Origin of the sequence: Leisingera sp. ANG-DT, assembly GCF_000813785.1 — a bacterium.
GTDB lineage: Bacteria > Pseudomonadota > Alphaproteobacteria > Rhodobacterales > Rhodobacteraceae > Leisingera.
On the sequence record NZ_JWLE01000001.1, the window covers coordinates 550180 to 574478 of the forward strand.

Here is a 24299-nt window from a genome sequence, read left to right on the forward strand (position 1 = left end):
GCACAGCCTAGTTGTTGGCAGTCTGGGTCAGGGAACGAAATATTAAGCATTAATGCAGATACTGGGGCCATGGGGGATGGCACGCTGAATGGTGCATTGCAGGAAGGCACAGCCATATGCCGATGGTTCAGAAGACCAAACTCTGCCAAACGCTCGCCGTAGTGCTCGCCAGTACTGCTGTCCAAGGCCATTCTGCCTTTGCTGAAGAATATGGCCGCCTTCAATCCAATACCTCTTTACTTGCGGAGCACGGAACATCAGGGGGAGAAGCTCGCACCATTGAGTTCGGCTACGGACAAGGGGCGGATGGCCTGATTTTCGGCGGCAGCCTGTCAACAGGGCAGACCGGTCCGCTGACACGCGCCCTGCAGGCTGAGGAAACACACCAGCTGCGCCTTCAGGCAGGTTACGACTTTGGTCCGGCTACCGGCTTTGTAACCGTAGGCGGGCTTCAGGCCGAGGCATCCAGCGGCCGGCGCCACGGATCGCTGTTTGGCTTTGGGATGCGGGTGTCTCTGAACCGTGCGCTGCAATTGACCGGTGAGCTGTTGCATCATGAGGCCGGGCCGAAAGACGGCAGCGCCAGCCCGCGCGGCGAAACCCTGGCTGTGAGCGCTGCTTTCCGTTTCTAATAGTTCTTTGAGGCTGGATGCTTAATCGCCGCTAGTCAAAGCGGGCGGGATTTCAATAGGTTGGCAGATTTCCGCCTGCGGTTTCCGGCAAAAAGGCGCGGGCTGGAACGGGATTTAGGCCAGTCACCGCCAATTCAGGGGCTGTGAGCTGAGCAGCACTGGAAACTGCCAGCCAAAGACCTTTTGTAAGCGTCAACGGCGCACAGCTTGCGCCGGGACTGCAAAAGGAGAAGTCTGAATGACTCGTTTCGTAGCTATGACAGCCATCGCAACCGTAATGGGCAGTGCGGCCTTTGCCGGCAACCTGGTTGAGCCGGTGGTCGAACCCGCGCCGGCTCCGGCGCCGGTTGTGGTCAATGAGGGCGGCGATTGGACCGGTTTCTACCTGGGTGGCCAGGTAGGCCAGCTGGACGCGGATGCCAGCAACGGTGCCTCGGGTGATGATGCCGCATACGGTATCCACGGCGGCTACAATTATGATTTCGGCCGTTTCGTGCTGGGCGGCGAACTGGACTATGACGCAACCGACCTGGATCTGGGCGGCGGCGCAACCGTCGACTCGGTTGCCCGCGCCAAGCTGAAGGCCGGCTATGACTTTGGCCGGGTGCTGGCCTATGTGACCGGTGGTGTGGCCGAGGCCGACAGCTCACTGGGCAGCGAAACCGGCGACTTCTACGGCGTTGGCGTAGCCTACCAGGTGACCGACCAGTGGCAGGTCGGCGGTGAAGTGCTGGAGCATAATTTCGATCAGTTCGGAACCTCGGGTGTTGGTTCTGATGCGACATCCGTGTCGCTGCGTGCGTCCTTCAAATTCTAAGCTGATACAAACACCGGCGCGGCACGCTTGTTCCGCCGCGCCGCTGGCCGCCCGGACTGTACCCAAGGCAGGCGGGCGGCCTTTGCTGTTTCCGGCATCCAAAAAGCTTGGCGGCGCTTCTGGCGCGTGCTAAGCAGCCTGCATGAACCAGAATTGCACCACCATTATCTGCTGCATTACCTGCTGACATATCAGCGGGCTGGTTTCTGTCGTTTTCATTTCCCTGACAAGTTGCTAAGCCCGCGCTGCGCGCATTGGGTAGTGCCTGCCGCTAATGGCTGGGCATGCGAAAGGAACCGGGCATGGGAACCATGGACAGAGTGATCAAGCTGCAGAACACGAAGACCCGCAAGAAAGAGGTCTTTGAGCCGATCGACGCCGAAAACGTGCGGATGTATGTCTGCGGCCCCACGGTTTACGACCGGGCGCATCTGGGCAATGCCCGTCCGGTGGTGGTGTTTGATGTTCTCTACCGCCTCCTGCGCGAGGTTTATGGCGCAGATAAAGTGACTTACGCCCGGAACTTCACCGACGTTGACGACAAGATAAACGCCCGCGCGGCGGAAAGCGGACGGCCGATTGGCGACATCACAGCCGAGACGACGCAATGGTTCCTGGACGACATGGGGGAACTCGGCGCGCTGGAGCCGAACCACATGCCGCGTGCGACCCAGTACATTCCGCAGATGGTGGCGATGATCGAGGATCTGATCGCCAAAGGGCACGCCTATGCCGCTGAGGGCCATGTGCTGTTTGCTGTCGACAGCTGGAAAGAGCTTTACGGCAAACTGTCAGGCCGTTCGGTGGATGACATGATTGCAGGCGCCCGGGTTGAGGTTGCGCCCTATAAGAAGAACCCGATGGATTTTGTGCTGTGGAAGCCGTCCAGCGACGACTTGCCGGGCTGGGACAGCCCTTGGGGGCGCGGGCGGCCGGGCTGGCATATCGAATGCTCGGCGATGTCCTATGAGCTGCTGGGCGAGACATTTGACATTCACGGCGGCGGCAACGACCTGATGTTCCCGCACCACGAAAACGAAATTGCGCAAAGCTGCTGCGCAAATGGCGATGACAGCTTTGCACGCTACTGGCTGCACAACGAGATGCTGCAGGTCGAAGGCAAGAAGATGTCCAAGTCTCTGGGCAACTTCTTCACCGTGCGCGATCTGCTGGATCAAGGGTATCCTGGTGAGGTGATCCGGCTGGTGTTCCTGCAGACCCATTACCGCAAGCCGATGGACTGGACTGACAAAAAGGCCAGGGAGGCCGAGGCGACGCTGCGCAAATGGCGGGCGCTGACCGCGGGCATCGAACCCGCGTCCAGCGCTGCTGCCGCGGTCCTGGACGCGCTGGCGGATGACCTCAATTCCGCAGGCGCTATTGCTGAGCTGCACAAGCTGGCCGCAGCGGGTGATGCTGCCGGGCTTCTGGCGTCGGCGCAGATGCTGGGTTTGCTGACGGAAGAGATGGGCGCCTGGGCGTCTGCCCCCTCGGTTGACTTGTCTGCCTACGAAGAGCAGCTGTTTGATGCGCGGCAGAAGGCTATGGAAAGTAAGGATTTCTCGGAAGTTGATCAGCTGAAAGCGGCCTTTGTCGCGGCTGGCCTGGAAGTGCGCATGAGCAAGGCCGGTGTCGAACTTGTGCCGGGTGCCGGTTTTGACCCCGCCAAGCTGGAGGCGCTTTGATGGCCAAAGAACGCCTCTATCTTTACGACACAACCCTGCGGGACGGGCAGCAGACCCAGGGGGTGCAGTTTTCCACTGCAGAAAAGAAGCAAATAGCCACAGCGCTGGACACCTTGGGTATCGACTATATCGAGGGCGGCTGGCCGGGCGCCAACCCCACCGACAGTGCGTTCTTTGAGGAGGCGCCGCAAACCCGCGCCACCATGACAGCCTTTGGCATGACCAAGCGGATAGGGCGGTCGGCGGAAAACGACGATGTTCTAGCGGCGGTGATGAACGCAGGCACCAAGGCGGTTTGTCTGGTCGGCAAGAGCCACGATTACCACGTCACCCATGCGCTGGGGATCACGCTTGAGGAGAACCTCGAGAACATCCGCGCCTCGGTGGCCCATATTGTGGCACAGGGGCGCGAGGCGCTGTTTGACGCAGAGCATTTCTTTGATGGCTACAAGGACAACCCGGACTACGCACTGGCGGCTTGCCGTGCAGCGCTGGAGGCCGGTGCACGCTGGGTTGTGCTCTGCGACACCAATGGCGGCGCGCTTCCGGCGGAGGTTCATCGGATCGTCGGTGCAGTTGTGGCGGCCGGAGTTCCGGGTGAGAAACTGGGCATACATACCCATAACGACACAGAAAATGCCGTAGCGTGCTCCCTCGCGGCGGTTGATGCCGGGGCGCGGCAGATCCAGGGCACGCTGAATGGTTTGGGGGAGCGCTGCGGCAACGCCAATCTGACCGCGCTGATCCCGACGCTGCTGCTGAAAGAACCCTACGCCAGCACCTTCGCTACCGGTGTGAGCTCGGATGCCCTGGCAGGGCTGACCCGGATCAGCCGGATGCTGGACGATATCCTGAACCGGGTTCCGGTGCGTCAGGCGGCCTATGTGGGCGCTTCAGCCTTTGCCCATAAGGCTGGGTTGCATGCCAGTGCGATCCTGAAGGACCCGTCGACTTACGAACACATCGAGCCGGGCATGGTTGGCAACGCGCGGGTGATCCCGATGTCGAACCAGGCCGGGCAGTCGAACCTGCGTAAGCGGCTGACCGATGCGGGGCTGAGCGTTGAGAACGGCAACCCGGCGCTGGCGCGGATCCTGGAACGGATCAAGGAGCGGGAGGCGGAAGGCTATTCCTATGATACCGCGCAGGCCTCATTTGAGCTGTTGGCGCGCAAGGAACTGGGGCAGCTGCCGGACTTTTTCGAGGTGAAGCGCTACAAGGTTACGGTCGAGCGGCGCAAGAACAAGTATAACCGCATGGTCAGCCTGTCAGAGGCGGTGGTTGTGGTGAAGGTCGATGGCGAAAAGCGCCTGTCGGTCAGCGAGTCGCTGGATGAGACCGGCAGCGACCGTGGCCCGGTGAACGCGCTGGCACGGGCGTTGAGCAAGGACCTGGGGCGCTATTCTGCGCAGCTGGAGGACATGCGGCTGGTGGACTTCAAGGTGCGGATCACACAAGGCGGCACCGAGGCGGTCACCCGGGTCATTATCGACAGCGAGGACAGCCAGGGCCATCGCTGGTCCACCGTCGGGGTCAGCGCAAACATAATCGATGCGTCGTTCGAGGCGCTGCTGGACGCCATCCGCTGGAAGCTGATCCATGACAGCGGGGCCGGGCAGGCGGATGCAGTTTGACGCCGACCTGACGGCCTGCGCGGAGCTGGTTCAGAAGAGCGACCCGGACCGGTTTCTGTCGACCATGGCGGCGCCGGTCCAGGCGCGGCCGCTGCTGTTTGCGCTGTATGCCTTCAATATTGAGCTGGCGCGGGCGCCCTGGGCCAGCCAGGAAAGCATGATTGCCGAGATGCGGGTGCAATGGTGGCGCGATGTGGGGGCGGAGATCGCAGAGGGCAAGCCGGTCCGCCGCCACTATGTTGCGACGCCGCTCTCCAAGCTGCTGAAGCCGGAACTGGCGGCCTGTATCGACGGTATGGCCGAGGCGCGGCGTTGGGACATCTACAAGGATCCCTTTGAGGATCAGGCTGAGTTCGACTGCTATATCGACCGGACCAGCGGATCGCTGATGTGGATGGCTGCGGCTTCACTGGGGCAGGCGGATGAGGCTGTGGTCAGGGATTTCGGCTATGGTGCAGGTGTCGCAAATTGGCTGCGGGCAATCCCTGAGCTGGAAGCGCAGAAACGGATTCCGTTGCTGGACGGAACCTTGGAAGGCGTGCAAGCTTTGGCTCGTAAGGGGCTGGAAAAGATGAGTAAAGCGCGAGAGCGAAGAGCTAATGTTTCAAAAGCTTCCGGAGCTGCTCTGCTGGCGGGATGGCAGGCTGAGGCGGTTCTGAAGCAGACCGTCCGTGAACCAGAGAGGGTTGCGCAGGGCGCCCTTGGCCAAAGCGAGTTCCGGCGCCGGTCGGGGCTGATGCTCCGGGCAGTCACCGGGCGCTGGTAAAGAACTCAGGTGAAATAATAAAGGCGCCCGTCTGGGCGCCTTTATTACTCTGGCTTTCAAGCGGAAACGGTCAGGCTTCCTTGGGCCGCATCACCAGCCACATCAGTGCTCCACCTGCCAGCACCAGGAAGGGTGCCATGGCCATGTTGACCGCGTTCCAGCCGTCCACTGGATTGCCACCAGAGCAGTTCATCAACCCGCCCGAGGCCAGCGACGCCATGGTGACACCGCCAAAGACAAGCAGGTCATTCAATCCCTGCATCCGGCCTTTCTCATGGCTGTCATGGGCGCCGGCCAGCATGGTGGTTGCGCCAATGAACCCGAAGTTCCAGCCGAGACCAAGCAGCACAAGCGCGATAAAGAAGTTTTCCAGTTCAACGCCTTGCAGTGCAACTGCGCCAGCACCGGCGAGAATAATCAGGCCCGCGGCAACGATCTTTTCCACGCCGAAACGGGCAATCAGATGGCCGGTAAAGAAGGACGGCACATACATCGCCAGAACGTGGAACATCACCACATCGGAGGCATTGCCCTGAGTGAAACCGCATCCTACCACGGCCAACGGGGTCGATGTCATAACAAGGTTCATCAATGCGTAGGAAACCATTGCGCAGATGACCGAGACGGCGATAACCGGCGTCTTTAGCAGTTCAAGACGGCTGCGCCCCTTGGGGCTGTCATGGCTGGGTGCTGGTGGTTTGGGAATATCCAGAAGCAGGAACAGCGCGGCGCCGAACACGTTGACGGCAATAACCGTCAGGTAGGTTCCAAGAAAAGGAATTACAAAGGCTTGGCTGGTCAGCTTGACCAGTTGTGGGCCGATCAGGGCAGCTGCAAGGCCTCCAGCCATCACGTAGGAAATTGCCTTGGGGCGGAACGCTTCTGAAGCGGTGTCAGCCGCCGCGAACCGGTAGAAGCCATGCGCGCTCATGTAGACGCCGGTCATCAGGCTGCCGAGCAGGAAGACCGGAAAGGAGCCGAGATACAGACCGTAAGCGCCAACCAGGCCGCCCAGCGCGCCAAAAGCAGCGCCGGTGAAGAAACCGGCGCGGCGGCCCCAGCGCTGCATGATCGCTGAGATCGGCGTGGCCGCCAGCATCGAGCCGCCCACGATCAGCGAGATCGGCAGCGTCGCAAAGCAGGGGTTGGACGCCAGCGATTGGCCCGCAAGGCCGCCAATGATAAAGATCATCGGCATCTGCGCGCCGAGGATCGCCTGGGCCAGAACCAGGATGGCAACGTTTTTCTTGGCGACCGCGTCGCTGGGGGTGGTCATGGTCATGCTCATATGGGATGCGTAGCGGTGAACCGGGTGCGGGGCAAGGCGCTTGCCACGCTGGAAGGCGGCCCATTTGCCGCGGCCAAAGGGGGTGACGTGGCGTCAGATCTGCCAAAGTTTCTGCCGGGTGCGGGCCGGATCATTCAATGCGGCGATTGCGTTACTGAGGGTGCTGAATGGCTGGCAGCGCGTGACAGCCGGTTCGCCGAGGCGCTGGAACTGACCGGTCCGCTTCCCTTGCGGCGCAAGCCCGAAGGGTTCGCCGAGTTGCTGAGTGCAATTGTCAGCCAGCAGGTAAGCGTCGCTTCGGCGAATGCAATCTGGAAGCGGATGAAAGACGCCAAGCTGACAGGGCCGCGCAAGATTCTGTGGGCGAGCGACGAGGACCTGCGCGCAGCCGGCCTCAGCCGACAAAAGATCCGCTATGCCCGGGCGCTGGCTGAAGCGCGCATTGATTTCAACGCGCTGCGCAGTGCTCCTGATGCTGAAGTGATTGCCACGCTGGTTCAGGTGCCGGGCATCGGTGTCTGGACTGCAGAGATTTATGCGATGTTTTCGCTGGGCCGTGCGGATGTGTTTGCCCATGGCGATCTGGCATTGCAAGAAGCTGCACGGGTGTTGTTTGACTTGCCTGCACGCCCCAAGGAACGGGAGATGCGGCAAATTGCGGAGGCCTGGTCGCCGTGGCGTTCGGTTGCGGCGCGCATTCTGTGGGCCTATTACCGGGTGGCGAAGGACAGGGAAGGAATCCGATGACTCGTGTACTGAATGCCGGCCGCAAGGAGCCGCTCTCCGGCGACACCCGCTCTGTTGTGGTGTTCCTGCATGGCTATGGCGCCAATGGCGCGGACCTGCTGGGGCTGGCCGATCCGCTGGGCGAACATCTGCCGGATACGCTGTTTGTCGCACCCGACGCGCCCGAGGCCTGCGCCGGTGCGCCGTTTGGTTTTCAATGGTTCCCGATCCCGTGGATTGACGGTTCGTCCGAAGAAGAAAGCATGCGCGGAATGCAGGCTGCGGTCGAGGATCTGAACGCCTTTTTGGATGCGCTGATGGTCGACGAGGACGTGCTGCCAGAGCAGGTGGTTCTGTTTGGCTTCAGCCAAGGGACGATGATGAGCCTGCATGTGGCGCCGCGGCGCGAAGATGCGGTTGCCGGAATCGTGGCCTTCTCCGGCCGTCTGCTGGCGCCTGAATTGCTGAAGGATGAGGCGGTGTCCAAGATGCCGGTCCTGCTGGTGCATGGCGATCAGGACGACGTGGTGCCGGTGCAGTCACTGCCGGAGGCCGCCGAAGCGCTGCAGGAAGCCGGTTTCCAGGATGTGTTTGCACATATCCAAAAGGGCACTGCCCACGGCATCGCGCCGGACGGGTTGAGTGTCGCCTTGGCCTTCATGCGCGACAAGTTGAGCCTGTAACAGGTTGCAGCTGAATGGATTTTCGGTCTGGCCGCGGTTTAATACGACCACAAATGCGGCTCGGAAATCTCGACTGAATTTCCAGCTGGATCCCGGAAGTAAATGGACCGGGGCCCATGCGGCCAATCAAACTCCGCCTCAATGTCGACACCGGCAGCGTGCAGCCGGTCGCGCATCTCCAGCAGCTCGCTGCGGGATTGGGCGAAACAAACGTGCCCCGGACCCTGTGCACCGTGCGGAGGGACCGGCAAGCGCGGATTGCCTGGAGGCTTCGCTGTTTCCGCCGCAATGAACAGCAGCAGGACGGAACTCCCGCATCGGAAGAAAACATGGCGGCCTGCCGCTTTCTGAATGCGCTGCAAGCCTAGAATGCGCCCATAGAAATCCTCTGCAGCGTCCAGGTCATCCACGTAGAGCGCGGCTTCGAGAATGGCTTGCGGGGCAGGGGCTTGGGGAAGCATGCCCGCAGGCTATCAGCGGCGGCGGGGCCTGTCACCATTTGCCGGGCGTGGTGATGCGGCTTTTGGCCTGCGCGGCGGCTTCTGGGAAGGTTTGGGCGGTCCGGGCACGCGGGGCGGCTCCAGATCCTCCCAGGCGCCCGGTGCCAGCCCGTCCAGCGTCCAGGCGCCGATGCTGTAGCGGATCAGCCGAAGGGTCGGGTGCCCGGCTGCCGCCGTCATCCGCCGCACCTGGCGGTTGCGGCCTTCGCGGATGGTCAGCGCGATCCAGCTGTCGGGAACCGTCTTGCGCACCCGGACAGGCGGCGTGCGGGCCCAGAGGCCGGGCGGCTCCTGAATCACCTGCACCTTGGCAGGCCGGGTTTTTCCGTCCTTCAGTTCAACTCCATTTGCTAGCAGTTCAAGCGCCTCGGCGCTGGGAATTCCCTCCACCTGCACCCAATAGGTCTTGTCCATCTTGTGCTTGGGATCGGTGATCCAAGATTGCAGGCGGCCATTGTCCGTCAGCAGCATCAGCCCTTCGCTGTCGCGGTCTAGACGGCCGGCGGCATAGACGCCGGGGCAATCGATATACTGGCTAAGGGTCGCTCGCGGGCTGTCCAAACTGCCGCGGTCGGTGAACTGCGGCAGCACGTCAAACGGTTTGTTGAAACGGATCAGACGGGTCATGGCTGGGCAATAGGCGTCCAGCGGCTGCAGGGCAAGAGGCTGTCCCGGTTCCAGCCTGTGGATAACTGTCACGCGCTCGTCATGGAATCAGCGCAGCTTGCTCGCGACATATTGTGGGTCATTGGGGCTTGTCAGGTGCCAACCACGATATATAGTCAAAGTCAGGCTGGGGCGGGTTCCCCGCTCTGGTTCCGGGAAACGGAAGATCAGGGCGAGGAAGACGTTCAAAAATGGATGGCGATTTCAGGGCAGAGTTTGTCAGATCTCCAGGGGCGCTGAAGCAGCACCCCGCGCTGGTGTTGAATGCGGATTACCGGCCGCTTTCATATTACCCTTTATCTCTTTGGTCTTGGCAGGATGCGGTGAAAGCAGCCTGGCTGGACCGGGTGGCCATTGTGGCCGAGTATGACGAGGTGGTGCACAGTCCGAGCACCGAGATCCGAATACCGTCTGTGGTGGTGTTGAAAGATTATGTAAAACCTCAAAAGCGCGTGGCCTTCACGCGCTTTAATTTGTTTTTACGTGACGAATTCTGCTGCCAGTACTGCGGCAGCAAGGGCGAGCTGACGTTTGACCATGTGGTGCCGCGTGCGGCAGGCGGTGTGACCAGCTGGGAAAACGTGGTTGCGGCCTGCAGTCCCTGCAACCTTAAAAAAGGATCGAAGTCGCTGCACCGGGCGGGCATGTCGCTGCGCAAGCCGCCGCGGCGGCCGGGGGCAGAAGAGTTGCGGAATACGGGCCGGAAATTCCCGCCAAACCATCTGCACGAAAGCTGGATGGACTTCCTGTACTGGGATACCGAGCTGGACGCCTGAGAACGTTGGAATTGCGCCTTTCGGGAGAGTTTCGGCCTTCCCACCTGCAAAGGGCGTCCCGCTGAGGGAGAGCAGCGGTTCCGATCCCCAGGAATGCTGCGTGCAAGCCCAGTTAATAAGGGCAGGTGAAAAGGCCGAAGGTGCTGGCGGCCTCATTTCAACGGACCGCCTTGCATTCTGTTTGTCTGGTTTCAGTTTTTGGCGCGCTGAAGCATACCGAACAGATCGCGCGGGTCATCCGGATCCGCCAGCATGTCCAGGTCGATGAAGTAATCGGTGCCCTTGATGCGGTCGCGAATGTAGCGCAGCGCCGAGAAATCCTCGATCGCGAAGCCGACGCTGTCGAACAGGGTGATCTGGCGGTCGCCGGTACGGCCCTGTTTCTTGCCTGCAATGACTTCCCATAGTTCGGTCACGGCAAAATCTTCCGGCATCTGCTGGATCTCGCCTTCGATCCTGGTTTGCGGCGGGTATTCGACAAAGACGTCTGAGCGGCTGAGAATGCCCGCGGCCAGTTCAGTCTTGCCGGGGCAGTCGCCGCCGATGGCGTTGATATGCACACCGCTGCCAACCATGTTGTCGGTCAGGATAGTGGCATACTGTTTGTCGGCAGTGCAGGTGGTGAGAATCTGCGCGCCTTCAATGGCTTCTTCCGGTGTCTTGCAGCTGACGACCTCAATCCCCAGGCCCTGCAGGTTGCGGGCGCATTTCTCGGTCGCCGCGGCGTCCTTGTCATAAAGCCGCACGGACTTGAGGCCGATAATCGCCTTCATCGCCAGGGTCTGGAATTCAGACTGCGCACCATTGCCGATCATCGCCATGGTGGTTGCGCCCTTGGGGGCCAGATACTTGGCAGCCATTGCTGATGTTGCAGCAGTACGCAGCGCGGTCAGCATGGTCATCTCGGTCAGCAGCACCGGGTAGCCAGTGTAGACATCCGCCAGCAGGCCGAAGGCGGTGACGGTCTGCAGCCCTTCGGAAGTGTTCTTGGGGTGGCCGTTCACATATTTGAAGCCGTAGGCCTCACCATCCGAGGTTGGCATCAGCTCGATCACACCAACGTCGGAATGGCTGGCGACGCGGGGGGTCTTGTCGAACAGTTCCCAGCGCTTGAAGTCATCTTCCACATAGTCAGCAAGATCGCGCAGCATCTGTTCGATGCCAACGTGATGAACGAGGCGCATCATGTTGTCGACGCTGACAAAAGGCACCAGGGCCTTATCCGAAGGCTGTGTCATGCGGTTTTCCTTTCACGGGGGCTGAGGTGGATGCCTGCCAGCATGCAGCGCACCGACCCGCCGGCGGTTTCGATAGTGGGAATGGTGAGCGGAAGCAGTTCAGCGCTCTGTTCAATGATGGCGGTCTGGTCCGGGCGCAGCGCTTGCAATGCAGTAGCGGACAGGGCCAAAAGGCGTCCGCGGCCTGTCAGCTCCAAAGCATTGCCTGCAAAACTGGAGATCTGCGCTGGCGTCAGGTCAATGACCCGGCGCCCGGTTTCCTCCAGCCGAGCGGCAAGCTCGGCGCGGCGGGCCGGATCGGTGATCATGTCCAGGCAGATCAGCGCGTATTCGGTGCCGATGCCCATCAGAACATTGGTGTGATAGACGTCGCGGCCTGCATCATCTTTGGCTTCGAACACCATGGGTTCAAAGTTGAAATGGGTGCAGAACCGTTCCAGCAGCACCGGATCGGCGCGGTTGGATTTCACTGTGTAGGCAATCCGCCCGATATGGTCGAGCACCATTGCGCCGGTGCCCTCCAGCGACAGCCCGTCCTGTTCCAGGCCGGAATAGTCAATCACGTCTTGCACGCGGTAATCGCGCTTCAGATGTTCGATCACATCCCATCGGCGTTCCTTGCGGCGGTTTTCGGCATACATCGGGTAAACCGCAACGTGGCCGCCGGCATGGGTGGAGAACCAGTTGTTCGGAAACACGCTGTCTGGCGTTTCGGTGGTGGTGTCGTCGAACACATGCACCGTGACACCGGCGCCACGCAGGGTTTTCACGGCGCCGTCAAACTCAGCCAGCGCCTGGGCAGAGGTTGCTTCAGCCGAGGTGTTTGCCAGCGTTTGAAAGGCGTTATCGCCCTTTGTTTCCGGATTCGAGCAGAAGTGGTGGGGCCGGATCATCACCACAGCAGAGGGGGCTTGCAGGCTGCTCACTGGTAGCTCCGTGTCGGGCGGTCAAAGACGCGGCGGCCGAGTGCTGAGGCGCAGAGGTCCACCATCAGATGCGCGGTACGGCCGCGCTCGTCCAGGAAGGGGTTCAGTTCCACGAGGTCCAGCGAAGTCATCAGGCCGGAATCATGCAGGATTTCGCAGACCAGATGCGCCTCGCGCACGGTGGCACCGCCGGGTACGGTGGTGCCGACCGCAGGGGCCACCGAGGGGTCCAGGAAATCAACGTCCAGCGAGACATGCAGCATACCATTGGCCTCTGCCACCCGCTCCAGGAAACGGTTCAGCGGCCCGGCAATACCGTTTTCGTCAATATGGCGCATGTCATGGGTGAGGATGCTGCTGCCTTCCAGCGCCAGCCGCTCCTGCGTGTCGACAGAGCGCAGGCCGATCATGCAGACGTTTTCCTGCGGCACCGGGTTGGTCACTTCAGGAAAGCCATCGAAGCCATTGCGGCCAGTGAAGTATCCGACTGGAGTGCCGTGCAGGTTGCCGCTGTCTGTTGTCTGCGGGGTGTGAAAATCGGTGTGCGCGTCAAGCCACAGGACAAACAGCGGCCGGCCTGCCTTGGCGGCATGGTTTGCGGCCCCGGCAACCGATCCAAGCGACAGCGAGTGGTCGCCGCCGAGGAAGACCGGCATGCCGCACTCTAAGGCGTCTTCGGCGGCCTGCGCCAGGCGGGAGGTCCAGCCAATGGTTTCGTTGCGGGCATAGACCACCCCATCGTTCGTGTCCTTGGCGTGAGTGTCCGGAGACAGGTTGCCAAGGTCTTCGACGGTGTGGCCCAGGCTTTGCAGGGCTTCGGTGATGCCCGCGGTGCGGTAGGCGTCGGGGCCCATCAGGCAACCGGCTCTGCGTTTTCCGCTGTCTACCGGCGCGCCAATCAGGATGCAGTGTTGCGATGTCACTGTTTTGCTCTCCCAAAAATTCAGATTTAATACTAGAAACTTCCGAAACGTGATGGAATCCAGCTCTCAATTTGCCCATGATGAGGGGCAATTGATCAAAACGGGGTGAGGTATGGACAAAACGGATGAGCGGCTGGTGTCAGCCTTGCGGCACAACGCCAGGGCGTCGCTTTCGGATCTGGCGCTGGAGCTGAACCTGTCGCGGACCACCGTTCGGGCAAGGATTGAACGTCTGCAGGCGCGGGGGGATATCCTGGGGTTTACTGTCGTTCTGAAAGAGGATGTCCTGCGCGATCCGGTGCGGGGGCTGATGATGATCGGGATCGAAGGCCGCGGCACCAGCCGGATCACTAGGCAGCTGCAGGGGCTGCCGGAAGTGCGGGCTATTCATACCACCAACGGGCGCTGGGATCTGATTATTGAACTTGGTACGGAAACGCTGGAAACGCTGGATGCCGCCCTGGCCAAAATCCGGACATTTGAAGGGGTCGTGAGCAGCGAAACCAATCTGCTGCTGGCGACCAAGAAAGATACCTGAGGCCGCTGTCTTTACAATGCGGCCAGCATGTTGGCGGCCGCATTGCAGCTTACTGAACCGTTAACGCTGTTTGCGGATGTGGTTGGCCGCGGCAATCCACAACAGTGCGAGACCGAAGGATGCGATGGCGTTCCAGCTTGCCATGGAGAGCGACAGCATTTCCCAGGGAACCTCGTCGCAGCGCACCAGCGGCGCGGCCATGATCTGCTCCATCAGCTGATCCGGAGACAGCCCGCCAATAGGTCCGGACGTGCAGGTGGAGGGGCCTTCCCACCAGCCGCGCTCGACCCCGGTGTGATAGGCGCCGACTCCGGCGGTCGCCAGCGCCGCCAGCGCACCCAGATACGGCAGCAGCGCGCCGGGGATGATCAGCGCAAGGACGCCGATGCCAGCCGCAGCGGCATGGGGGTAGCGTTGCCAATAGCAGAGTTTGCAGGGGGCCATTTCGCCAATGTACTGGAACCCAAGCGCCCCCAGCAAAAGTGCAGCGGACCCGGCGGCGGCCAAAACGATCAGAAACCTGTGCATGTTCAGATGAACCTCACCATCAGGAAACCGCCGAACAGGATCACCATGAATGCGGTGAACACCAGTCCCAAGCGGCGTTCAATGAAATCGCGGACCGGGGCGCCAAATTGCCAAAGAAGACCCGCTACGATGAAAAAACGCAATGCGCGTGCAAAGATAGAGGTGGCAATGAAAGTGCCAAGCGGCATCCCGGTCCAGCCCGACATGATGGTGATCACCTTGTAGGGGAACGGTGTGACACCTGCGCCCAGCACGGCCCAAAAGCCAAAGTCGTTGAAGCGGGTGTTAAACTCCGCCATGGCATCTCCCTTGCCCATGGCTTCCAAGACCGGCTGGCCGATGCCTTCATAAAAGAAGGCGCCAATAGCGTACCCCAGAACGCCGCCGGCCACCGAGGCGATCAGAGCCACCAGTGCGACCAGCCATGCGCGTGAGGGGCGGGCCAGGATCATCGGGATCATCAGGACGTCCGGCGGGATTGGGAAAACCGAGCTTTCGACAAATGCGACAACGGCCAGGCACCATAGCGCCTTGGGATGATCGGCCAGGGCCATCGTCCGGTCGTAAAGCGGTTTCAGCATTTTGGCCCTGCGTCCTCATCAGCGTTTGCCAAGGGAGGTGGCATGCGTGCGTCGCTCCGTCAAGCTGCGCGCCGGCTGATTTTGCAGTGCGAAGGATTTTCAGCGGCGGAGTACCGTTTTGCCTCTGGACCTTGGCCGATAGCTTGGCTAGGAAAAGGGCGTGGCCCAAGTGGCGGAATGGTAGACGCAGGGGATTCAAAATCCCCCGCTGGTGACAGCGTGCCGGTTCGAGTCCGGCCTTGGGTACCAATAAAAACAAAGGCCTGCAGTGCGTTCTTGCTGCAGGTCTTTGTTTTTTGGTCGACCTCTCCTAGAGGTGATGCGCGCAAACTCAATTCGTTCTTGTTCCGTACAAAAAAATTTGCAGCAGCTATTAGCCTTGGCGTTGTTACGCCCAAGTCCGTTCCAACACACGCAACCAGTTTCCGTGGCACAGCTTTGCCATTAGCGTGTCGTCGTAGCCGTGCGCCTTCATCGCTTCCCGCAGCAGCGGCAGTCCCGCGACATTGCTGATTGCTTCAGGAACGGTTGCGCCGTCAAAGTCCGACCCTAAGCCGACCCTGTCTTCGCCAAGCTCGGCAATGAGATAGTCGAGGTGTTCAATCATCCGGCTGACCGGCGTGTCGGCGTCCATCCGGCCATCTTCGCGCAGGAAGGCGACCGCGAAGTTCAGCCCCACCAGCCCGTCGCTTTCACGGATCGCGTGCAGTTGCCGGTCGGTCAGGTTGCGGCTGTGCGGGCATAGGGCGTGGGCATTGGAATGGGTGGCGACCAGGGGGTGGCCGCTGTGGCGGGCAACATCCCAGAATCCGGCTTCGTTCAGATGAGATAGGTCGATCAGGATTTTAAGTTCATTGCATTTTTTTACCAGCCGCATGCCATCTGCTGTCAAGCCGGGACCGGTATCCGGGCTGGAGGGAAAGCGGAACGGAACACCGTGTCCATAGATTGTAGGCCGGCTCCAGACCGGACCGAGCGAGCGAAGGCCAGCGGCGTGCAAAACCTCCAGCATGTGGAAATCCGGGTCAATTGCCTCGGCGCCTTCCATATGCATTACGGCGGCCATGATGCCGTCCCGCATGGCGCCGCGGATGTCATCCGCGGTGCGGCAGATCCTGAGCGCGCCGTGTTTCTCAAGCTGTATCAGGATTGCTGCCTGGGCCAATGCGATCTGAGCCGAACGGGCCCAATCCAGGGGCGGCGGCAAGGGCAGATCATAGCTGACCGCCATCATTTCATCCATGAAGGAAGCGCTGCCTGCGTCCGGGACAAAGATCGCGAAGAACCCGCCTGCAAATCCGCCAGACTGCGCCTTTGACAAGTCGATATGATTGCCGCCAGAGCCCATAAAGCCGCGCTCGCCGCTGGCAACATTCCCGGACTGGATCTGCAGCAGAAGGTCGTTGTGCCCGTCAAAGATCAGCGGGTAGTTCATTTCAGCTCCTATTTGCGAGTGCGCAAGATCAACGGCTATCTTTCAGCCCGTAGTCAGCAAAAGCTGCAATGGCTTCTGCCATTTCAGCGTCACTCAGGATGTGCGGTTTACCTATAGTGAGGCTGACTGCGTAACTCTTTGCCAGTGCTTCCAATTCCACCATGCGCCATAGTGCCCGGGGCAGGCTGTCGCCGGTGGCAACCGCGCCATGGTTGGCCATAAGGCAGGCACTGCGTTGCTGCAGCGCGCGTAGAATATTTTCGGACAGTTGCACGCTTCCGAACAGGGCGTAACCGGCGACCGGAACATCCCTGCCGCCAAAGGCCGCGACCATGTAGTGGCAGGCCGGGATTGATTGGCGGTTCATCGCCAGCGCACTGCAATAGATGGGATGAGCGTGGACCACGGCGTTCACGCCGGGTTTTGCCTGAAGGATCGCCTGATGAAAGGGCCATTCAGTTGAGGGCTGCAATGGCCCCTTCGGTGCGCGACTGCAGTCCAGTGGCATCAGCACAAGGTCATCCGGCAGCAGAGTCTCATATGGAACGCCGGACGGTGTGATCAGCATCTGATCTTCCACCCGCACTGAGATATTGCCGGAAGTGCCCTGATTGATGCCCGCGGCGTTCATTTCCAGGCAGGCGTCAATCACCGCCTGCCTGAGTTCGGTGGAGTCGTGATACGGCGGCTTCACGGCGCGGCGTCCGGCATCAGGCGGATTTCGCCGCGGCCATCTCCGGGAACAGGCCGGCCAGGCCTTCCTCGGATGCGGCGCAGATGCCGCGCTCGGTGATCAGGCCGGTCACCAGACGGTTCGGTGTCACGTCAAATGCCGGGTTGCCGCCGGGGGTGCCGTCAGGCGTCACCTGGACAACGCCGATTGCGCCGTCTTCGGTTTTGCCCTGAACATGGGTGACCTCACGCGCGCTGCGTTCCTCAATCGGGATTTCGGCAACACCGTTGGAAACGGTCCAGTCGATAGTCGGCGAGGGCAGGGCGACGTAGAAGGGCACACCGTTGTCCTTGGCGGCCAGCGCCTTCAGATAGGTGCCGATCTTGTTGCAGACGTCGCCGCGGCGGGTGGTGCGGTCGGTGCCGGTGATCACCAGGTCAACCTGGCCATGCTGCATCAGGTGGCCGCCCGCGTTGTCGCTGATGTAGCTGTGGCTGATGCCGTGGCTGCCCAGCTCCCATGCGGTCAAGGCGCCCTGGTTGCGCGGGCGGGTTTCGTCGACCCAGACATGAACAGGAATGCCGGCCTCATGCGCGTGATACATCGGGCTGGTGGCGGTTCCCCAATCCACGGTTGCCAGCCAGCCTGCGTTGCAGTGGGTCAGCAACCGGACCGGTTCGCCCGCAGGCTTACCCGCAGCGATCTGGCGGATCAGTTCCAGCCCGTGCACACCAATGCGGCGGTTGATCTCCACATCCTCATCGGCAATTTCATGCGCCAGCCGCAGGGCTGCGGCAGCGCGTTCCGGTTCCGCCAGAGGCCGCAGGTGGGCGCGGCAGCGGTCCAGCGCCCAGCGCAGGTTAACCGCTGTTGGGCGGGTTGCGTTGAGGAAACTCCAAGCTTGGTCCATCGCTGTATCGGACGGATCCAGCCGCATCGCGAGCGCCATGCCATAGGCGGCAGTTGCACCGATCAGGGGCGCGCCGCGGACCCGCATTTCAACAATGGCATCGGCAAATTCCTGCAGAGTCTCCACCGGCTGAATGCGGAATTCATGCGGCAGCCAGCGCTGGTCGATGATCTGCAGAGCGTCCTTCTCGTGATCCCACCACAGAGACCGGTAGTGCGTCCCATCAACTTTCATAAGGCTGTCTCCCTTGGGTTGCTGTGGCACTGCGCAAGCGGCCGGAAACGGCCAGCCATGCAAGGCCGGTGCGGTGATATCTGTGCGGCTACAGAAACATCAGCCTCAAGAGATTTCAATGGCCTGCGTTCTCAAGGTGTCACAAAGAACCGGCCGAAAACGTATCGCAGGATTTCACATCACCGGATTGGAACCCGCGTGCAAACCAAGCTTGCCTCTGTGCGCTGGTGCCATGGGAAAACGTATGCGGCTGCGGTACCTGCCCGGCATTGCGTTGCAGCGTATCATCGCCGATCTGCTTGGCTGCGTTCATCGCCTCTTCAATGTCGCCGGGTTCCAGCGTGCCCAGGGCGTCCTGTGCATAGCGGGCCCAGATCCCGGAAAAGCAATCGGCCTGCAGTTCTGTGCGGACAGAAATCGCATTGGACTCCACGTCGCTCACGCGGGCCCGCACGCGCTGCGTTTCGCCCAGGATGCCAAGCTCGTTCTGGACATGATGGGCGACCTCATGGGCAACGACATAAGCTGCTGCGAAATCCCCCCGTGCGCCCAGCCGTTGGCTGAGTGTGGTGAAGAACGAGGTGTCGAGATAGACCTTTTCATCCAGCGGGCAATAGAACGGGCCGGTGGCTCCGTTTGCCCCGCCGCAAGGCGATTGTGTGAGACCCTTGTACAGCACAAGAACTGCCGGGCTGTAGCGGCGTCCGAGCTGCTGCTCGAAAATGGAGGTCCAGACCTCTTCGGTATCGGCGAGGGCAACGCTGACGAATTCCGCGGCTTCCTGGTCGGCTGCTGTGATTGGGGCCGGGCTGCTGCTGTGCGGTGCGGAGCCTTGCAGCAGCGGCGTCAGGTCCACCCCGAAAAAGGCACCCGCGACCACGACCAGCAGAAGCCCGGCGCCGCCGATGCCCGCGGTTCTGCCTGTCATCCGGCGGCCCCGCCGGTCCTCGATGTTCCGGCTTCCCCGCCGTCCTCTCCAACGCATGACAGTCTCCTTGCTTGCAAGCCAGAGGGTTTTGCTGAGTTAAAGTAATGGCCGGTCCCGGGTAATCAAATGACGTGAACCGGGTGTGACTGTCCGACCCCGTGCCATATTTTTACGCCTTCGGGCAGACTGTAGTTCCGTCACGGAACTGGCGGTCGTGCCGGGCTGGCAGCGACGGAAGTTTGCGGTCGAGGCGTGTGCAGCTTGCAGATGTGCGCTGGGAAGGTATTCAATAGGGTAACGATTTGGATACGGGGCGGCAGACCGGGAATACGGCTGCGCTGAATTTTCTGTTTAATTGAAAGGCTCAAGAATGACGTGTTTCTGGAACAGGGGCCTGACCGGCCGGACCGGGCTGGCATTTATTACTGCTGTAAGCTTGACTGCCGCAGGCTCAGCTCTGGCACAGCAGCAAGGGACCGCGCCCAAAGTGTCGGTCTCCGAGGCGGTAATCAAACCGATCAAAGACACCGCAACCTTCATTGGTAGGGGCGAGGCAATCGACAAGGCTGACATCATGGCCCGGGTCAACGGCTACCTGGAGGAGGTCCTGGTCAAGGATGGTGCCGAGGTCGAGAAAGGCGATGTTCTGTTCCGGATTGAACGCAGCGCCTATGAGGCTGTGCTGGAGAGTCGCCGGGCGGAGCTGGCGCAGGCAGAGGCCAATTTGGAGCTGGCCTCGCTGGATTTGGCGCGAAAGCAGGAACTGTTCGAGCGCGGTTCGGTTCCGGAAGCGGACCGGGATACCGCTCGCGCGAATGAACTGGTGGCCGAGGCGCAGGTGAGAGCCGCAGCAGCAGCGATCCAGCAGGCAGAGCTGGATCTGAGCTACACCGAGATCCATGCACCGTTTTCCGGCCGTGTAGGGCGTGTCGAGGTTAGCATCGGGGATGTGGTCAGCCCCAGCGGATCGCCGCTGGTGAATATTGTGCGTGAAGCGCCAGTTTATGTTTCCTTCTCGCTGAACGAAAAACAATTCGTAGAAATCCTGCAGGAGCTGGAAGCCGAGGGAATCGATCGCGGAAACACAGAAACCGCGCCGGAAGTGTTTGTTGTTCTGCCTAATGGTGCTGAGCTGGAAGAAAAGGGACGGATTGCCTTTGCAGGCAACCGGGTAGACCCGGCAACCGGGGCCGTTACTGTCCGGGCGGAGTTCAAGAACGACAACCGCCTCATTCTGGACGGTGCCTTTTTGACCGTCGGGCTCCAGTCGCAAGAGGCCGTCGACCGGATTGTAATCAGCCAGGCAGCGATCCAGCGCGACCAGCAGGGGCCGTTTGTTCTGGTTGTGGATGAAAATAACCAGGTGCAGCAGCGCTATATTGCAACCGGTGACGTGCAAGGCACTGGAATTATTGTGCTGGACGGGCTGACCAAAGGCGAGACCGTGGTGGTCGAAGGCCTGCAAAAGATCCGTCCCGGTGTCGAGGTGGATCCGGTCATGGCAGCACAGGCTGGAGAATAAGCAATGTTCTCTTCAACTTTCATCTCAAGGCCGAAGTTCGCGATCGTCATTTCCCTTGTGCTGACGGTCATGGGCGTCATCGGCTATTTCGCACTGCCGGTTGCGCAGTTCCCGGAAATCACGCCGCCAGTGGTGAATGTCACAGCCACATACACCGGCGCCAATGCGGAAACCGTTGAAAAAAGCGTCGCCGCGCCGATCGAAGCGCAGGTCAATGGCGTGGACGGCATGCTCTACATGTCCTCAACCTCAGCTGATAACGGCAGCTATTCGCTGGCGGTAACCTTCGAGGTCGGAACCGATCCCGATATCGCGTCGGTCAACGTGCAGAACCGGGTGGCACAGGCCACTGCTTCGCTGCCCGCTGAGGTCAACGCCAACGGGGTTGTCACTCAGAAAAGCTCCTCCAACATGCTGCTGGTGACGGCGCTGACATCACCCAACGGGTCCTATGACAGCGTCTTCCTGTCAAACTATGCCGCTATCAACATCAAGGATGCGCTGGCGCGTGTGAACGGCGTCGGCAAAGCGGATATCCTGACCAATTTCGAATACGCCATGCGAGTCTGGCTGGACCCGAACAAGATGGCAGGCCTGGGCATTTCGCCGGGTGATGTGGTCAGCGCAGTGCAGGAGCAGAACATTGAGGTGTCGGCAGGGCAGGTTGGGGCGCCACCGGTTCCAGGCGATCAGGTGTTCCAGTACACGATCAAGTCCAAGGGCCGGCTGACTGAGGTCAGCGAGTTCGAAGATATCGTCATTCGAACTGGCGACGGCGGCAGCACCGTGCGGCTGAGGGATATTGCCAAGGTGGAACTGGGCGCTTCGAACTACAGCTCTTCGGGCTTCTTTGACGGTGTCCCGGCCACCATTCTGGCGGTCTACCAGGCTCCGGGCGCCAACGCGCTTGCGGTGTCGGAGAATGTGCTTGCGGAAATGGAACGCCTGTCTGCGGATTTCCCCGAGGACGTTTCTTACGCGGTGCCATTCAACACCACAGATTTCGTCGAACAATCACTGAACGATGTGATTTCCACCCTGATGATGACCTTCGTGCTGGTGATTTCGGTTGTTTTCATCTTCCTGGGGTCGTTCCGCGCCACGATCATTCCGGCCGTGGCGATTCCGGTTTCCCTGATCGGCACCTTTGCCTTCTTGCTGGCGCTTGGCATGTCGCTCAACACCATCTCGCTGTTTGCGCTGGTGCTGGCGATCGGCATCGTGGTGGATGACGCCATCGTGGTGGTTGAGAACGTCGAGCGCATCATTGCCGAGGAAGGGCTGTCACCGCCCGATGCGACCCGCAAAGCGATGGGGCAGATCACCGGCCCGGTTATCGCAACCACGCTGGTGCTGCTGGCGGTGTTTGTGCCGGTCACCTTCATGCCCGGGATCACCGGCAAGCTCTATTCGCAATTTGCTGTGACGATCTCCGTTGCTGTGGTGATTTCCTCGGTCAATGCGCTCACCTTGTCGCCGGCACTTTGCGCCATTGTGCTCAAACCCCGTTCGGGCCCGCCCAAGGGCCTGCTGGCGATGTTTGAGAATGCAATCGGCGGGGTGCGCAGCGGGTACCTCAGCATCGTGACCCGGCTGCTGCGGCTGCCTGTGATCGGGCTGGCAATCATCGCTGCGGTGGCCTTGGGAACCGGCGCGGTCTTCAATTCGACCTCCAAGGGTTTTCTGCCGGCTGAGGACAACGGCTATCTGTTTGTTGATGTTCAGCTGCCTGATGCGGCGGCGCTGGGGCGGACAGAGACGGTGACGCGCCGGATCGACGAGCTGATCCGGGATATCCCTGGCGTGCAAGGCACCGTGCTTGTGAACGGTTTCAGCCTGCTGAACGGCGCCAGCGCCAATGGTGCGATGATTATCGCCAACTTGTCGCCTTGGGATGAACGGCAAGACGAGACGCTGCAGCCCAACGCAATACTCGGCCAGATCTATGGCATTGCCAACAGCGAGGCCGCGGCCAGTATCGTTGCCTTCAACCCGCCGCCGATTTCCGGCCTGGGCATGTCGGCCGGTGTCGAAATGGCGGTGCAGCAGACCGCAGGCGGTACCCCGCAAGACCTGGCGCAATCGGTCGGCTCGCTGGTTTATTCAGCCAACCAACGGCCTGAGATTGCCCAGTCCTACACCACCTTCCGGGCCAATGTGCCCCAGGTGTTTGTCGATCTGGACCGGGAAAAGGCCAAGACGCTGAACGTGCCGATTGCTGAGGTGTTCCAAACCATGCAGGCGCATCTGGGCTCCTACTACGTCAACGACTTCAACCTGTTTGGCCGCGTCTACAAGGTGATGCTGCAAGCAGAGGGGTCCTACCGCGACAAGATCGAGGATATCGGCGGCCTGTATGTTCGGGCTCAGTCGGGTGAGATGGTGCCGCTGTCGACTTTGATCGACGTAGAGAACGTACTCGGGCCGGTGCTTCTGAAGCGGCACAACATCTTCCGCTCAGCGACCGTTACCGCGGTTCCGGCACCGGGGTTGTCAACTGGCGACGCGATCCGGGTGATGCAGGAGGAGGCCGCTACCGCGCTGCCGCCGGGATATGCTTTTGAGTGGACCGGTACCGCACAGCAGCAGTTGGACTCGGCTGGGCTGGTGACAGTGATCCTGGCGATGGCGGTGCTGTTCGGCTACTTGTTCCTGGTTGGGCAATACGAAAGCTGGACGATGCCGGTTGCCATTCTGCTGTCGGTGATTGTTGCACTTTTCGGGGCCGTCGCTGCGGTGGCGATTGCTGGCAATGACATCAACCTCTACACCCAAATCGGGATGATCATGCTGATCGGCCTGGCCTCCAAAAACGCGATCCTGATAGTGGAGTTCGCGATGGAGCAGAGGGCCGCTGGCCTCAGCATCCGCGAAGCCGCGCATGAAGCAGCCAAGCAGCGCTTCCGCGCTGTCATGATGACTGCATTGTCCTTCCTGCTGGGCGTGGTGCCGCTGCTGATTGCTTCGGGTGCCGGCGCTGCCAGCCAGAAGGCAATCGGCATTGCCGTGTTTGGTGGCATGCTGGCGGCGACTGTTGTCGGCGTGATTGTTGTGCCTGTGCTTTACGCGATGATGCAAGCCATGCGTGAGCGTATCAAAGGTGAGTCCCAAACCAGCGCGGCCGAGTAACCAAAATATCCCCGGCTGCCGTCAGGTAGCCGGGGCGCCATCTCAGATTTTCACAGATCAAAGAAGTGTCAGGCTGCTTGCCGCGCTCTCAGGCCGCGCTCATGCGCTTCGGCGAGAATCAACTCCCATTTGCGAGGCGTGCACCGGAATTCGGGCTCCACATCACACGTCAGCGGGGCGCTGATTTCTCGGGGTAGCCGACGGGCCTGGGCGGAAACGCATCGTTCCAAAGCCCAAAAGTCCGTCAGGGACGGATTGCTGAAAATTACTTGGCTCAGCAGCATAGCTGCAAGCTCCCTGTCAATTGCTGGTAACGGCCCCGGCGTTTCTTAAACCGTGGCTCAAATTTTTTTATGGGCTGTTTCATAGCCAACTTGCTGCGGTTTGTCACCGGTTGATTTTACGTGCGGGTAAAGCAGCAGGAAACTTCAGCATAAGCGATTTTAAGTCTTCGGGTTCAATGGGAGGCAATTAAGAATCGCGCTCAACTGATCTTTCCCTGCAAGAAAAAACTTTGCGCTTTGACCGTGATGAAGCGCCATGCGTTTGCGGGGAAAAATC

Annotated in this window: 23 protein-coding genes and 1 tRNA gene; 12 read left to right on the forward strand and 12 right to left on the reverse strand. The window is 60.7% G+C overall.

The window, feature by feature from the left end; translation table 11 throughout:
• The first annotated feature begins 116 nt into the window (after positions 1-116).
• The 5 genes from RA21_RS02665 to RA21_RS02685 all read left to right on the forward strand — a co-directional run bounded on the left by RA21_RS02665 (position 117) and on the right by RA21_RS02685 (position 5534).
• Positions 117-632 (forward strand): hypothetical protein, encoded by a 516-nt coding sequence (locus RA21_RS02665; RefSeq protein ID WP_039145945.1) that lies wholly within the window; start codon positions 117-119, stop codon positions 630-632.
• A 238-nt stretch (positions 633-870) separates the two neighbouring features.
• Positions 871-1449: an outer membrane protein gene (locus RA21_RS02670; protein ID WP_039145947.1), complete on the forward strand. Its 579-nt coding sequence runs from the start codon at positions 871-873 to the stop codon at positions 1447-1449.
• 302 nt (positions 1450-1751) lie between these two features.
• The gene (gene cysS / locus RA21_RS02675; RefSeq protein ID WP_039145949.1) at positions 1752-3134 is read left to right on the forward strand and encodes a cysteine--tRNA ligase; all 1383 of its coding nucleotides are present in this window, start codon (positions 1752-1754) and stop codon (positions 3132-3134) included.
• Positions 3134-4768 (forward strand): citramalate synthase, encoded by a 1635-nt coding sequence (gene cimA, locus RA21_RS02680; RefSeq protein ID WP_039145950.1) that lies wholly within the window; start codon positions 3134-3136, stop codon positions 4766-4768. Before cysS ends, cimA begins: the two co-directional genes overlap by 1 nt.
• Positions 4758-5534 carry a squalene/phytoene synthase family protein gene (locus RA21_RS02685; protein ID WP_039145952.1) on the forward strand — a complete coding sequence of 259 codons (777 nt, stop codon included), beginning with the start codon at positions 4758-4760 and terminating at the stop codon, positions 5532-5534. Before cimA ends, RA21_RS02685 begins: the two co-directional genes overlap by 11 nt.
• Positions 5535-5604: 70 nt before the next feature.
• On the opposite strand, the gene RA21_RS02690 is transcribed toward RA21_RS02685, so the two are convergent.
• Positions 5605-6822 (reverse strand): MFS transporter, encoded by a 1218-nt coding sequence (locus RA21_RS02690; RefSeq protein WP_039145953.1) that lies wholly within the window; start codon positions 6820-6822, stop codon positions 5605-5607.
• Here RA21_RS02690 and RA21_RS02695 point away from each other — a divergent pair, their 5' ends adjacent.
• Together RA21_RS02695 and RA21_RS02700 are read left to right on the forward strand one after the other, a co-directional pair.
• Positions 6823-7569, forward strand: a complete 747-nt coding sequence (locus RA21_RS02695) for a DNA-3-methyladenine glycosylase family protein (RefSeq protein WP_241483463.1) — start codon at positions 6823-6825, stop codon at positions 7567-7569.
• A complete protein-coding gene (locus RA21_RS02700; RefSeq protein ID WP_039145954.1) occupies positions 7566-8231 on the forward strand; it encodes an alpha/beta hydrolase in 666 nt (221 codons plus the stop codon). The genes RA21_RS02695 and RA21_RS02700 overlap by 4 nt, the downstream gene beginning before the upstream one ends.
• A 38-nt stretch (positions 8232-8269) precedes the next feature.
• On the opposite strand, the gene RA21_RS02705 is transcribed toward RA21_RS02700, so the two are convergent.
• Both RA21_RS02705 and RA21_RS02710 read right to left on the reverse strand, forming a co-directional pair.
• Positions 8270-8692 (reverse strand): VOC family protein, encoded by a 423-nt coding sequence (locus RA21_RS02705; protein WP_019297840.1) that lies wholly within the window; start codon positions 8690-8692, stop codon positions 8270-8272.
• 12 nt (positions 8693-8704) lie between these two features.
• On the reverse strand, positions 8705-9358 hold the full coding sequence (locus RA21_RS02710) for a pseudouridine synthase (protein ID WP_039145955.1): 654 nt from the start codon (positions 9356-9358) through the stop codon (positions 8705-8707).
• Positions 9359-9588: 230 nt separating this feature from the next.
• Between RA21_RS02710 and RA21_RS02715 the strand changes: the two genes are divergently transcribed.
• On the forward strand, positions 9589-10173 hold the full coding sequence (locus RA21_RS02715; RefSeq protein ID WP_019297838.1) for an HNH endonuclease: 585 nt from the start codon (positions 9589-9591) through the stop codon (positions 10171-10173).
• A gap of 191 nt (positions 10174-10364) precedes the next feature.
• On the opposite strand, the gene RA21_RS02720 is transcribed toward RA21_RS02715, so the two are convergent.
• The 3 genes from RA21_RS02720 to rocF are packed head-to-tail and all read right to left on the reverse strand — an operon-like array spanning position 10365 to position 13260.
• The gene (locus tag RA21_RS02720) at positions 10365-11411 is read right to left on the reverse strand and encodes an ornithine cyclodeaminase (protein ID WP_039145956.1); all 1047 of its coding nucleotides are present in this window, start codon (positions 11409-11411) and stop codon (positions 10365-10367) included.
• Positions 11408-12337: a citrulline utilization hydrolase CtlX gene (gene ctlX, locus RA21_RS02725; protein ID WP_039145957.1), complete on the reverse strand. Its 930-nt coding sequence runs from the start codon at positions 12335-12337 to the stop codon at positions 11408-11410. Before ctlX ends, RA21_RS02720 begins: the two co-directional genes overlap by 4 nt.
• Entirely contained in the window at positions 12334-13260 is a 927-nt protein-coding gene (gene rocF, locus RA21_RS02730) for an arginase (protein WP_019297835.1), read from the reverse strand. Before rocF ends, ctlX begins: the two co-directional genes overlap by 4 nt.
• 112 nt (positions 13261-13372) lie before the next feature.
• Between rocF and RA21_RS02735 the strand changes: the two genes are divergently transcribed.
• The gene (locus RA21_RS02735) at positions 13373-13798 is read left to right on the forward strand and encodes an Lrp/AsnC family transcriptional regulator (RefSeq protein ID WP_019297834.1); all 426 of its coding nucleotides are present in this window, start codon (positions 13373-13375) and stop codon (positions 13796-13798) included.
• 60 nt (positions 13799-13858) lie between these two features.
• On the opposite strand, the gene RA21_RS02740 is transcribed toward RA21_RS02735, so the two are convergent.
• The gene (locus RA21_RS02740) at positions 13859-14326 is read right to left on the reverse strand and encodes a disulfide bond formation protein B (protein ID WP_019297833.1); all 468 of its coding nucleotides are present in this window, start codon (positions 14324-14326) and stop codon (positions 13859-13861) included.
• 2 nt (positions 14327-14328) lie between these two features.
• Positions 14329-14907, reverse strand: a complete 579-nt coding sequence (locus tag RA21_RS02745) for a YqaA family protein (RefSeq protein WP_039145960.1) — start codon at positions 14905-14907, stop codon at positions 14329-14331.
• A gap of 163 nt (positions 14908-15070) precedes the next feature.
• On the opposite strand from RA21_RS02745, the gene RA21_RS02750 reads away from it, so the two are divergent.
• Positions 15071-15156: transfer RNA gene (locus RA21_RS02750), tRNA-Leu, on the forward strand.
• 139 nt (positions 15157-15295) lie between these two features.
• Here RA21_RS02750 and RA21_RS02755 read toward each other — a convergent pair.
• The 4 genes from RA21_RS02755 to ypfJ form a co-directional block, all read right to left on the reverse strand.
• Entirely contained in the window at positions 15296-16342 is a 1047-nt protein-coding gene (locus RA21_RS02755) for a dipeptidase (protein ID WP_039145962.1), read from the reverse strand.
• 28 nt (positions 16343-16370) lie between these two features.
• Complete coding sequence (locus RA21_RS02760; protein WP_019297830.1) at positions 16371-17036, reverse strand: class II aldolase/adducin family protein; 666 nt, start codon at positions 17034-17036, stop codon at positions 16371-16373.
• A 16-nt stretch (positions 17037-17052) separates the two neighbouring features.
• A complete protein-coding gene (gene mtnA / locus RA21_RS02765) occupies positions 17053-18159 on the reverse strand; it encodes an S-methyl-5-thioribose-1-phosphate isomerase (protein ID WP_039145963.1) in 1107 nt (368 codons plus the stop codon).
• Positions 18160-18298: 139 nt separating this feature from the next.
• Positions 18299-19144 (reverse strand): KPN_02809 family neutral zinc metallopeptidase, encoded by an 846-nt coding sequence (gene ypfJ / locus RA21_RS02770; protein WP_039145965.1) that lies wholly within the window; start codon positions 19142-19144, stop codon positions 18299-18301.
• A 379-nt stretch (positions 19145-19523) separates the two neighbouring features.
• On the opposite strand from ypfJ, the gene RA21_RS02775 reads away from it, so the two are divergent.
• Together RA21_RS02775 and RA21_RS02780 are read left to right on the forward strand one after the other, a co-directional pair.
• A complete protein-coding gene (locus RA21_RS02775; protein WP_241483464.1) occupies positions 19524-20609 on the forward strand; it encodes an efflux RND transporter periplasmic adaptor subunit in 1086 nt (361 codons plus the stop codon).
• A gap of 3 nt (positions 20610-20612) precedes the next feature.
• Entirely contained in the window at positions 20613-23738 is a 3126-nt protein-coding gene (locus RA21_RS02780) for an efflux RND transporter permease subunit (RefSeq protein WP_019297826.1), read from the forward strand.
• Positions 23739-24299 lie beyond the last annotated feature (561 nt).